This is a genomic window from Chitinophaga sp. (genome assembly GCF_035761305.1).
Classification (GTDB): Bacteria; Bacteroidota; Bacteroidia; order Chitinophagales; family Chitinophagaceae; genus Chitinophaga.
In genome coordinates, this window is record NZ_DASTRI010000002.1 from 1 (window position 1) to 11,676 (window position 11,676).

The 11,676-nt window shown below is 48.0% G+C and carries 8 protein-coding genes and 1 pseudogene; 5 read left to right on the forward strand and 4 right to left on the reverse strand.

The genetic code is table 11. The features are described from left to right. Nucleotides 1–1,506: pseudogene (locus tag VFS25_RS00440) on the forward strand (hypothetical protein); the annotation flags it as partial. A gap of 149 nt (nucleotides 1,507–1,655) precedes the next feature. Further along, entirely contained in the window at nucleotides 1,656–2,063 is a 408-nt protein-coding gene (locus VFS25_RS00445; RefSeq protein ID WP_326460134.1) for a response regulator, read from the forward strand. On the opposite strand, the gene VFS25_RS00450 is transcribed toward VFS25_RS00445, so the two are convergent. Then, nucleotides 2,064–4,106, reverse strand: coding sequence for a PAS domain S-box protein (locus VFS25_RS00450; RefSeq protein ID WP_326460135.1), 2,043 nt, complete (start codon nucleotides 4,104–4,106; stop codon nucleotides 2,064–2,066). A 269-nt stretch (nucleotides 4,107–4,375) separates the two neighbouring features. Between VFS25_RS00450 and VFS25_RS00455 the strand changes: the two genes are divergently transcribed. Beyond that, nucleotides 4,376–5,485 (forward strand): acyltransferase, encoded by a 1,110-nt coding sequence (locus VFS25_RS00455; protein WP_326460136.1) that lies wholly within the window; start codon nucleotides 4,376–4,378, stop codon nucleotides 5,483–5,485. Nucleotides 5,486–5,591: 106 nt separating this feature from the next. On the opposite strand, the gene VFS25_RS00460 is transcribed toward VFS25_RS00455, so the two are convergent. Beyond that, nucleotides 5,592–6,482, reverse strand: coding sequence for an OmpA family protein (locus tag VFS25_RS00460; RefSeq protein WP_326460137.1), 891 nt, complete (start codon nucleotides 6,480–6,482; stop codon nucleotides 5,592–5,594). 321 nt (nucleotides 6,483–6,803) lie between these two features. On the opposite strand from VFS25_RS00460, the gene VFS25_RS00465 reads away from it, so the two are divergent. Next, the gene (locus tag VFS25_RS00465; protein WP_326460138.1) at nucleotides 6,804–7,025 is read left to right on the forward strand and encodes a hypothetical protein; all 222 of its coding nucleotides are present in this window, start codon (nucleotides 6,804–6,806) and stop codon (nucleotides 7,023–7,025) included. Between the two features lie 3 nt (nucleotides 7,026–7,028). On the opposite strand, the gene VFS25_RS00470 is transcribed toward VFS25_RS00465, so the two are convergent. After that, nucleotides 7,029–9,425, reverse strand: coding sequence for an ABC transporter permease (locus tag VFS25_RS00470; protein WP_326460139.1), 2,397 nt, complete (start codon nucleotides 9,423–9,425; stop codon nucleotides 7,029–7,031). Nucleotides 9,426–9,930: 505 nt separating this feature from the next. On the opposite strand from VFS25_RS00470, the gene VFS25_RS00475 reads away from it, so the two are divergent. Beyond that, complete coding sequence (locus VFS25_RS00475) at nucleotides 9,931–10,329, forward strand: response regulator (protein WP_326460140.1); 399 nt, start codon at nucleotides 9,931–9,933, stop codon at nucleotides 10,327–10,329. A gap of 45 nt (nucleotides 10,330–10,374) precedes the next feature. Here the strand turns inward: VFS25_RS00475 and VFS25_RS00480 are convergent, their stop codons facing one another. Beyond that, complete coding sequence (locus VFS25_RS00480; RefSeq protein ID WP_326460141.1) at nucleotides 10,375–11,493, reverse strand: hypothetical protein; 1,119 nt, start codon at nucleotides 11,491–11,493, stop codon at nucleotides 10,375–10,377. Nucleotides 11,494–11,676: the final 183 nt, after the last annotated feature.

Consider the following 11,676-nt stretch of genomic DNA (forward strand, 5'->3'; position numbering starts at 1 on the left):
GTGATTGTGGTGCACGGCAACCACCTTGCGCAGGACTGGTCGGAAGGCGGGTATGATTACCTGGGTAAGCTGCTGGCCAGCAGGGGCTATATTGTAGCTTCCATTGACGAGAATTTCCTGAACACCGCTTTTACCGACCTGCCCAAAGCAGGCCTCAAAAATGAGAACGGCACCCGCGGCTGGCTGATGCTGAAGCACCTGGAGCTATGGAGAAAATGGAACCAGGACCCGCACAACCCTTTTTATCATCGTATTGATATGGACCGCATTGCCCTCATAGGCCACTCAAGAGGCGGAGAAGCCGTGTCGCACGCAGCCCTGTTCAACACGTTGCCCAACTTCCCGGATAATGCAAACGAAGTGTTCAACTTCAATTTCCATATCAAAGCTTACATAGCCATTGCCCCGGTAGACGGGCAATATAAGCCGGCAGAAATACTGGCCCCGCTGAAAAACATCAACTACTTTGTAATACAGGGCACGCATGATATGGACATGCAATCATACGGGGGGCTTAGCCCTTATATGCGTATTAAATATTCGCCGTCGTACAACGGGTTTAAGGCCGGCTTATATGTGCACCACGCCAACCATGGCCAGTTCAATACTTCCTGGGGCAGGTACGACGGCAGCAGCCCGTATATTAACCAGTTTAATATAACCAACCTTATGCCCGCGCGCGACCAGGAGCAGATAGCAAAAGTGTACATCAGCGCTTTCCTGGATGTAAACTTAAAAGGCGACACCGTGTACAGGCCATTGTTTGAAGATTACCGCTACGGACGCCAGTGGCTGCCCAAACAGCTTTATTTTAACCAGTATGAAAGCAGCAGGGCCGCCTTCATAGCCCGGTATGAGGAAGACCTGGACCTGCAAACAGCCACCATGCCCGGGGTAACCATTTCATCGGAGCACCTGAGCGTATGGCGCGAAGCGCTGCATAAGCTGATGTGGGGCGATCATATTTCCCGCGCCGCCTATATCGGATGGAACCGGGAAAAGGTAGACCCGCTGGTGGGAACGTACACCTTTAACCTGCCGGACAGCGCCGCGCTGCAGCCGGAAGGCAAATCACTGGTATTCAGCATGGCGGAAAGCAATGAAAGCTCCCTGCATGTGGAGAAAGGCAAACCCACTAAAGAAGAAAAAAAGGAAGAAAAGCAGGCCGAAAAAGAAGAGAAAAAAGAGGAGAAAAACCCGGAAGAAAAAAAGCCCATTGACTTTACCGTGGAATTAACAGACGGCAAGGGCGCTCATATCCGTTTCCTGCTAAGCGAATGCATGCCGCTGCAGCCGCAGATACAAAAAAAGCTTACAAAGTTTGCTTTCCTGAACCAGAATGACGATGCAGAGTCTATCCCCGACTTCTTCCATTTTAACCTGGACACGCTGCAAAGCAAACACCCGGAATTTGACATGCACCGCCTGCGGAGCATCGGTTTTATTTTTGACCAGTCAAAATCCGGCGTTATTATCCTGGATGATGTAGGGTTGATGGAGCTGTAAGCGGGTTATAAAGCGGCATTTTGCATGTTATTGCCCTGCCCGGTATCAGGCATAATTAGCCGGTTATTTAAGGGTTGTTTTACAGTGAATCACTTATAAACGTAACTTTGCGGCTTTAACTACGCTTACAACTTGTATAACTCGAACACATGGAATATGGATGCCCAAGAATTTTGCTGGCTGATGATGATCCGGAAGATCTTGAGCTGATAGAGGAAGCTATATTCAGTATAGCGCCAAAGGTGGAGCTGCATAAGTTTACAAACGGGCTCACTGCCATGAAATACCTGGAGTCAAGGCCGGATAACGAGCTGCCGGGCCTTATCATCCTGGATTATAACATGCCGGAGCTGAACGGGTCGCAGCTGTTGGAATTTATCCGTACCCAGGACCGCTATAATCCCATTCCCAAAGTAGTGCTGAGCACTTCCAATGCGCCGCTGCATATTAATGAGTGCATGACACAGGGCGCTACTGAATACATTGTAAAACCACACAGCATGGCCGGGCTGCATAAGCTGGCAAAAAAGCTGCTGGGTTTCTGCAAACCCCGTTAATTATTTCTTTGGCAGGTATATCACAAAAGAGGCTCCTTCATTGGGTATTCCTATCGCCTGTATGCTTCCTTTGTGATTTTGGACAATCTTTTTGCAGATGGCCAGCCCTATCCCCGACCCTTTGGCCGCGGGCAGGTTATTGAGCCGCTGAAAAATCTCAAATATCTTTCCGGCATAGCGGGGGTCAAAACCAATGCCGTTATCTGATACAGCAAGCCTGTAATACTGCCGTGCGCCTTCTGCCTTTAACTCGGGTATTTCGTGTGCGTTCACCACTTCGCTGGTTATTTTTATAACGGCGTCCCTGTTGGGATGCCGGTACTTCACCGCATTGTTAACCAGGTTAAACAGCAGCTGTTGGATCTGGAAGGGAATAGCCCGTATACGCGGCAGCGGGGTCATATCAATGCTGGCCCCTGCCTGTTCAAACTCTTCGCGGTGCAGCTGTATAATTTCTTCCATAACGTTGTTCAAATCCACCTCTTCATAGCTTTCCACGTAGGAAGTGGTCCTGGAGTAGGTTAACAGGTCTTCAATAAGGCTATTCATGCGCTGCACCGCGTGTATGGAGCGCTTCAGGTAATCCTTTGACTTATTATCAAGCTGGTTGGCGGCGTTACCGGCAATAAAATCGTTATACAGCCATATCTTCCGTAACGGCTCTTTCATGTCATGCGACGCGGCGTAAACAAACTGCTCCAGCTCTTTGTTCTGGAATTCAAGCTGGTTCATGTACTCACGCATCTGGTCTTCCGCCATTTTTTTATCAGTAAGATCGCGGGTTACCTTGGAGAAGCCGATAATATTATTTTCCGCATCGTGCAACGCAGTTAATACCGTGTTGCCCCAGAAAGAGGTGCCGTCTTTTTTCCTCCGCCAGCCTTCCAGGGAGGATTTGCCCTCCCTGCGGGCTTTTTCCAGGAAGGCGGCCGGCACTCCCATATCCCGGTCTTCCTGCAGGTAAAACTCTTCAAAGCTTTTACCTACAATTTCTTCCTCTTTATAGCCCTTTATTTTTTCCGCGCCCCTGTTCCAGTGCTGCACAATGCCATTTTTATCCAACAAGATGATCGCATACTCTTCTACCTCCTCTATCATTTTATGATAGCGTTCCTCACTTTTCCTCAGCTCTTCGGTTTTATTCTGCAGGTCCTGTATTTTTTCCTCTACGGTTCTTTTAAGGGATAAAGCCAGCTGCCGGTATTTTGCCTCCCCTTCGCGCAGCGCGTTCTCAGCGCTTTTTATATTGGTAACATCTATCGTAAAGCAACGGGTATGTATAAACTGCCCGTCTTCCCGGAACACATTGGAGCTGATACGTACAGTTTTAATGCTGCCATCCTTACAGCGTAATTCGGACTCGTATTGCTGCAGCGTTTCATTGCAGTTCAGCCGGGTAAGTATGTCGTCAATCTTTTCCTTATGTACATGAAATTCCGCAATATGGCGACCTATATATTCTTCTGCTGTGTAACCCAGCATATCCAGCTCCGCCTTGTTGGCCCAAACAATGATGCCTGCTGCATTTACCCAATGCAGGCCTATGCTGGCATTATTCACATAATCCTGCAGCTCCACTGTTTTCCGCTGCAGGTCTTTTTCTGTTTGCTTTTGATCGCTGATATCATGGAAGCAATTCATTACGCCTACCTGCTTCCCTTCACCGTCCGCCATAGGAACAATATTCATGCTTACCATACAACGGGAAAGGTCGGGTCGTTCAATTATCACCTCCACATCTTTCCTGGGCAAACCATCTTTAAGGCTGGCGGCTACCGGGCTTTCATCGTGGGGCATGCAGGCGCCGTCGGGGCGGTACAGCCTGAAGGCGCCGCTGAAACGCTCATCCGGGTTGCCGGGCACGGGGCGTCTTCCCCATAGCTTTGCCGCCTGCTCGTTATACTTTCTTATTACGCCGGACATATCGCAAATGAACACCGCGGCCGGTAAAAGATCCAGTATATAATTTTCTTCAAGGTAATGTGACGGTATTTCCCCTGCAGGCTTTACCAGGCGGTTTGTGGCTCCTGTTTGCAGTCCCATTTTTCAGTTATCGGTTATTAGTGATAAAATTACCCATTTAATTTTTTTCTTTCTGCATATCACATATGCAATAAATCTCAACTTGTAAATAATTAGTATATATACGAATGAATCGCCCTGCCGGGGCCGGTAGCCGGAAAGCTAACCGTGAATATTGCCGGCGGCGTTTAAATAAAGCTCGTTCATCAATATAATATATTGCAACCACACTATTTTACTTGCATATATAAGCCCGGATAACTATTTTTCCCCGATACCTAAATCACAGCATGGATACAATAACAAGCACCGCGCCAAAGAGAAGCCAGGACCTGCTAAAGACCAAACAGCATTTTGAAATACTGGATGGCCTGAGAGGCATTGCCGCCATAGTAGTAGTAATATTCCATTTCCTGGAATGGGTGTACAGTGATTATAGTAAAAACTTTGCGGGGCATGGATTTCTGGCAGTAGACTTTTTCTTTTGCCTGAGCGGATTTGTGATTGCGTACGCTTATGACGACCGCATTGGGCGGATGGGCGTAACCGAGTTTTTCAAATCAAGGCTCATCCGGTTACACCCCTTAGTTGTACTGGGTTCTGTACTGGGCTTGCTTGCCTTCCTCTTCGACCCATTTTCGGCGCCGCCTGCAGGTTATGATGCCGGCAAAATAGCATTGCTGTTCCTGGCCTCCATATTGCTGGTGCCTTATCCCGTAATGCCCGAAAGAAGCTTTAACCTGTTCGGCCTTAATGCGCCTGCCTGGTCGCTGTTTTGGGAGTATATAGCCAATATCGTATATGCCTGGGTGCTATGTAAGCTCAGTAAACGCACGCTGCTGGCAATAGCTGTAGCGGCAGCGGCATGCCTTTGTTATGTAGGCTATACCGCCGGAAATCTTATGGGAGGCTGGGGTAAAAGCACCTTCTGGCATGGCGGGGCCCGTATTGCGTATTCATTTACGGCCGGCATGCTTGTTTACCGCTACAATATTGTCATAAAAAACAGGCTGGGATTTGCCGGCCTTACTATTTTGCTGCTGGCCGCACTGCTGATGCCCTGGTTTAAACAAAACTGGCTCGCGGAGCTGGCCGTGGTGATCCTTTACTTTCCGCTGCTGATTGCATTAGGCGCAGGTTCCCGGCTAACTGCAGGCGCAAGAGGTATATGCGTGTTCTCGGGGAAAATTTCCTACCCGCTGTATATGACGCATTATGCGGTTATCTGGACGTTTGCCAATTATTATAACCAATATAAACCAGGCACGGTGCAGCTAACCTGGATGGTGAGCATTGCCATTGTGGTGTTAACCGGCATAGCTTACCTGGTTATGATATGGTATGATATACCGGTGCGCAGGTATTTTACCAGTAAAAGAAAATTGAGTAAGCACAAATAGGAAATAACACCTGGCCGCACAGCCCTTCCTGTAAACAAAAGCCGCGCAAACCTGGAAGATTTGCGCGGCTTCACGGATCTTGTATGTTGGCGGCAGGCTTTAGCGCTTAGCTGTTACCTCCTTGCGGGTTGTTTCCGGTACTGTCGGCTTCCGGCGCTTTATCTATCAGCTCCATAAACTGGTCAAGCTTGGGCGTAATAATGATTTGCGTACGCCTGTTCCTGGTTCTGCCGGCTTCTGTATCATTAGAAGTAATGGGGTTATATTCGCCCCGGCCGCCGGCTGTAAGCCTGCGCGGATCCACACCATGATCGTTCTGTAACGATTGTACCACGGAAGATGCCCGCAGTGCGCTCAGGTCCCAGTTGTTGCGGATATTGGGCCTGGAAATAGGAACGTTATCCGTATTACCCTCAATCAGCACCGCATAATCTTTATAGTCCTTAATGATCTTGGCGATCTTGCTCAGTGTTTCATTGGCTGCAGGGGAAATTTCGTAGCTGCCGGATTTATACAGCATGTTATCAGAAAGCGAAATATAAACAACGCCTTTTAAAACCTGCACATCCACATCCTGCATTTCCTCCCTGCTTAAAGAACGTGTAAGATTGTTTGTTAGCACCATGTTAAGCGAATCGCTTTTGTTTTTGGCATTTACAAGGTGCTGGATGTACCTGTTGGAAGCATTGATCTCATCTACCAGTTTTGATATATTCACATTGCCCTGGCTGGAGGAGTTAAGACATTTATCCAACGCAGCCTGCAGGGACGCAAGTCCTGTGCGCTGCGCCGCAATCTGCTCTTCCAGGCTTTGCACCCTGGTGCTGGAACCTGAAAGATTTCGCTGGCACTCCTGGTATTTACCATCCAGGTCACGGTTCCGGTTTTGCAGATCATTGTAGCTGCTTTGCAGCTGGGCAAACTTTTTATTGCTTACACAGCCTGCTCCCAGTATAACCATTGCCAGTGATACAAATAACAAAAAACGTAGTTTCATATAGTAGCTGTTTATATTAATTAAACCCGATACATTACCAACCCGTTGAATGCAAAGGTTGTGCCATCAAAGCATAAAGGCAATAACGGGCGGCATCTATGGCCATCAATCAATAGCTGCTTAGCTGTTTATATATAGCATAAAATGCAAAAGAGATGGATGGCGGTTCCCGGCTGATAGCCTTCGGGGGCATGGATGTTTGAACAAATGTTTTGCCCTGCAATACTGTAACAGGTTGTACTCAGCAGTAACAGCTGCCCCCTCCTGTTTATAAAATGCATGCTTTTTGGGGGAGTATAACTGTATCAAAAAAATACCGTTATGGAAGAAAGAAAAGACAAGCCGCTGCCACAGGAGAAAGACCGCCACCTGGACGTACCGGCTGAAGCTAACCGTGACAAGCACATTAATTTCCCTTCACTGGATGAAGACGGCGATACCGGGCAGGAAGAGCCTCCGCGCCCCGACAAAGCAACGGAAGAACGCCAGAAAAAATGGAAGGAAACCTTGGACACGGATAAGGAACAGCGCGAAAGGGTATAAAAGTTATTCTGTTCTCAGGCTTTTTGCAGGGTTGGTAACAGCTGCTTTTACCGACTGGTAGCTTATTGTAAGAAATGCTATGATAAGGGCAGCCAGTCCGGCTACAAGAAACATCCAGCCGTGCATATGAATGCGGTAGGCAAAACCCTCCAGCCACCTTGCCATTAGCCAGGCCGCCACCGGAAAAGCAATTACCAGCGCTGCCGCTACGAGCTTCATAAAGTCTTTCGACAGCATGGCAACAATATTGGCTTCCGTGGCACCCAGTACCTTACGCACCCCGATTTCCCTGATGCGCTTTTGCGTGGCAAAGGTAGCCAGCCCGAAAAGGCCCAGGCAGGAGATAATGACAGCCAGGATGGCAAACACGTTGAATAGCCTGCCCATCTGCTGCTCGGCCCTGTACAGCTTTGAAATATCTTCGTTCATAAACCCGTACGAGAAGGGATAATCACCATAAACTTTTTCAAATACCTTTTTCAACGCGGCAATGGTATGCTGCAAATTTCCCGGCGCCGTGCGCAATACCACGTAACCGCCTGCAAAATTTTTTCTTATGACCAATGGCTCCACCGGGTGCTGTATCGGCTTAAAATTAAAGTCCTTCACCACCCCTATTATGGGCGCCTCCAGGCCGTTCATCCCGATCTTTTTGCCCAGCGCCGCTGCCGGCGTAAGGTGCATTACCTTTAAAGCGGTTTCGTTTACAACATACGCGCTATCGTCCGACACACGGCCTTTTTCAAAAAACCTTCCGGCTACCAGGCGCATCCCGAATGTTTTAATAAAGTCTTCGTTGGTACGCAGCCGGAACCCAATTACCTGCTCCTGCGGGTCCATAGCCGGCCAGGTAATGCGCGCGCCTGTTGTAAGATAAGTGGGCAGGTTATCGGTGATGGTAAAGCTGGTTATGCCGGGGTATTGGTTCAGCGCTGCTTTCAGCGCTTCTTTATGGTCATGCAGGTCGCCTACTTCGGGCATATGCACATACAGCAGGTTCTCTTTATTGAAACCCATATCCCTGCTCTTTATAAACTGCAGCTGCGTATATACTACCAGGGTGCTTATTATTAAAATAACGGCAATGGCAAACTGCAGCACTACCAGCCCGTTTCTCAAATAAGCATTACGTCCCTGGAAAATCCTGATGCCTTTCAGCACTTTTACCGGGTTAAAAGACGACAGGAACAAGGCCGGGTAGCTGCCTGACACCAGCCCTACCAGCAGCGCTGTTATTAAAAGGGTAACAATGATTTTTATATTCAGCAGGTTAATGGAAATAGCTTTTGAGGCAAGCTCATTGAACAATGGCAGCAATACGATTGCCAGGCCGGTGGCCACCAGCAGGGAAACAAAAGAAAGCAACAGCGACTCGCTCATGAACTGTATAATAAGCTGCACCCGCTGCGCGCCTATGGCCTTGCGCAAACCTACTTCCTTAGCCCGCCTGGAGGAAAGGGCGGTTGACAAGTTCATAAAATTGATGCAGGCGATCAGCAGAATAAAAACAGCCACCAGCAAAAATATCGTTACATATTCGCCATTCCCCTGCCCGTCTACATCCAGCATAAAATGCGAGTGCAGGTGAATAGCTGTTAATGGCTGGATGGCTAAGGCGGCTTTTGTGCCGGAACGGTCGTTCCTGGCGCGGAGGGCATCTATCTGCTGCTCCAGCTTCTTTAATGCCGCAGGGGTGGCTTTGAAATTATCCGCTACCTGGAAGTACACGTAGGCATCAAAATTACTCCATGCTTCGTCAGGGTTATTCAACCGGTCGTACATGGCAATGGGCAGCAGCATATCAAACTGCAGGTGAGAGTTAGGCGGAACATTCTTCAATATCCCTGTTACCGTCATGCTCCGGCCTTTTATATCATCATCAATGTAAACGGTTTTACCCATGGCATTTTCTGTGCTGCCAAAGTATTTCACCGCGGTAGCGACGGTGAGCACCACTGCATCCGGTGCGGAAAGCACAGTGGCTACATTTCCTTTAAGCAAAGGGTAGTTAAATATTTTCAGGAAGTTGGTATCGGCGTAATAAATGTTTTTTTCGTCGAACTTTTTTGTTCCTGCTGTAATTACCTTGTGTAAAGCTGCGATGCGGGTGGCGTTCTTCACAGCGGGTATTTCCGCTTTAACGGCAGCGGCCAGCGGAGGCGGCACCACGGCGGCTTCCACGCCAGATACGTTGGCGGTAATACGGTATATTTTACCGGCGTTTTTATTGAACCTGTCAAAGCTGATCTCGTCCTGTACCCATAAAATAATAAGCAGGCTGCATGTCATGCCGGTAGCCAGCCCGAAAATATTCAGACCCGTAAATAATTTTAACCGGAGAAGATTTCTGATAGCTGTTTTAAAATAGTTCCTGAACATGCTGCGGAGATATATGGCCATGAGCCGTTCCAATCGCTATGCCAATTGTGAAAGCCGTGGCAGACAACTGTTCCGGAACAACCGCGCCTGTAAATTGTCCGGAAACGAACAAAACACGTTCACTCCCGGACGCAGGGCGATTGTAAGTAACCTGCACCAAGAGGGTAGTTACAGACGTATGCCACCACGACTAGACGCAGGGCGATTGTAAGTAACCTGCACCCGGGCACTGGCTTTTACAGGGGTTTATTACCGGTGCAGACATTCCCCCGCTGTTGGGATAAGCAGGTGCCGTTTTTGCCTGCATGCCGGGCCCTGCAATATTAAAAATACCGTGTATTTCGGATTACAATTATTTCTGCATAAATTAGCAGTTACATAGTCGTTTTAGCGGCACAACGGTCTGATAACTATCCTATTAAATCTGCTGCTTTTTTTCTGCGCCAGTCTTTCCCAAGCTAATTCACCTAACTAACTTTTGCCTGTTTCGAATATAGTATTCGGATGGATGCTAAACTATTCAGCTGTGAATAACATTACCCTATTTTTAATAGACGACGACGAAGATAACCGGGAGCTTTTTCAGATAGTTTTAAATATGATTGATAGTTCAATAAAGCTGGTATATGCAAATGACGGCATGCAGGCGCTGGAGCTGGTTACTGACCCGGCATTCTCTGTACCTGATATTATCTTTCTTGACTTACACATGCCCCGGATGAACGGTCTTGAATTTTTAAGCGCAACAAGGCATTTGAAATTCCTGTCGGCCCCTATCATCATCTTTTCAACCTTAATCAAAGATTATGACATTAACCGGTTCATAGAACTGGGGGCAAGGGAATGCGTGGAAAAACCGGGTACGCTTGAATCGTTAAAAAGAGTAGTGCTGCGGGTGCTGCAGGCGCATTTGAAAAAACCATAGTGCTGAGGATGGAACTGCTTACAGAACGGTATTGATCTGTCAGTTTCATTTGCCATTCTGCACCTGCGCTTTAAGTGCTGCAACCTCCTGCTGCAGTTTCAGCAGCATTTCCATCTGGGCTTTATTGCTCTCGCGCTGCGCTTTAATTTCCTGCTGCTGCGCTATTATGTACAAGGTCAGCTCTTCTACCTTTTTAAGCAGCCGCTTGTTCATTTGACCTACATCCAGCCCTTCCCTGGCAATTTCCTCTGCGGCCGGTATTTCCGGTAGGTGCTTGTTTGCCTTTATATAGGCAGCTACTTCGGCCAGGGGCGGCAGTGCATAATCATCCGTAAATACGTAATCAGGCCATCCGCTTTGCAGCTTCACTTTTACCTGCTCTGCAATCATATTACCTGCCACAGCCAGCTTATAACCTTTGGTATCTAGTGTACCAATGCCAAGGTTGCCAAAAGAATCCATTGTTATTTTGTTTTGTACCCCACCAGCGTAACCTTTAGTCATAAACACCAGACGGCCGCCCATTAATGTCGGATAATCGGTTCTTCCCGCGTTTTCAACCCAGATACCGGCTACCTGCCGGTGTGCATCTGACTGGTTGCTGGCATTTGTAAAGTAGATAGCGCCTATCCTGTTACCGATGGTGCTGCTTGCCGGGCGGCTCAGTTCTAATACCGGCTGATTGGCAGACCGGATCGTCAGCACTTTATCAGATGCGTTATAGCTGCTGCCATAAGTAGTCTGATTAGTATTGAACTCAGTACCGGGATTAATGGTGCCAATGCCAATATTGCCATTCCGGCTTACCGTTAACTTACTATCTTCGCTGTTAAAACCTTCCCCGCCGATAAAAATGGGCATTGCACTACCTATGTTCTGATAATACCCCTTGATCCAGATACCTACCTGGTCGTTCAAATCGTTCCCTGTACCGGTAGTGCTGATGTAGGACTTCCGGTGCAGACCAATGAAAGCGGTGCCCTGATTACCGGTAGTAGGTGTAGTGGTTCCAAAAAGCAAACCCTGGGGCCGGTTAACAGTAGACTGCACCTCTAACCAGCCAAGATTTATATACCCCGAAAAAACGCCGGGCCCGGGCTCCTGGCAATAAGCGGTAAGGGACAGCAGGGTTATACCCATGCTGAAGAACGTTCTTTTTATCATAACGAATAACAATTTCAGCCACCCTGCGGCAGCAGATAAGCAGATGAAAAAACTGATGAATTTACGATACTATAGCTCTTGTGCTTAACGGGTACAAACAGGTAGTACAGCTATATCCATCGATCAAACATCCGGTAAAACAACTGGTTACTATTACATAGGTCTTGGGATCTCGGGTTAAAC

What these genes read in the sequence shown, in the direction of transcription:
- VFS25_RS00445 (WP_326460134.1), top strand. Translation starts at nt 1,656, where the DNA reads ATGGAATATGGATGCCCAAGAATTTTGCTGGCTGATGATGATCCGGAA.
- VFS25_RS00450 (WP_326460135.1), bottom strand. Translation starts at nt 4,106, where the DNA reads ATGGGACTGCAAACAGGAGCCACAAACCGCCTGGTAAAGCCTGCAGGG.
- VFS25_RS00455 (WP_326460136.1), top strand. Translation starts at nt 4,376, where the DNA reads ATGGATACAATAACAAGCACCGCGCCAAAGAGAAGCCAGGACCTGCTA.
- VFS25_RS00460 (WP_326460137.1), bottom strand. Translation starts at nt 6,482, where the DNA reads ATGAAACTACGTTTTTTGTTATTTGTATCACTGGCAATGGTTATACTG.
- VFS25_RS00465 (WP_326460138.1), top strand. Translation starts at nt 6,804, where the DNA reads ATGGAAGAAAGAAAAGACAAGCCGCTGCCACAGGAGAAAGACCGCCAC.
- VFS25_RS00470 (WP_326460139.1), bottom strand. Translation starts at nt 9,425, where the DNA reads ATGGCCATATATCTCCGCAGCATGTTCAGGAACTATTTTAAAACAGCT.
- VFS25_RS00480 (WP_326460141.1), bottom strand. Translation starts at nt 11,493, where the DNA reads ATGATAAAAAGAACGTTCTTCAGCATGGGTATAACCCTGCTGTCCCTT.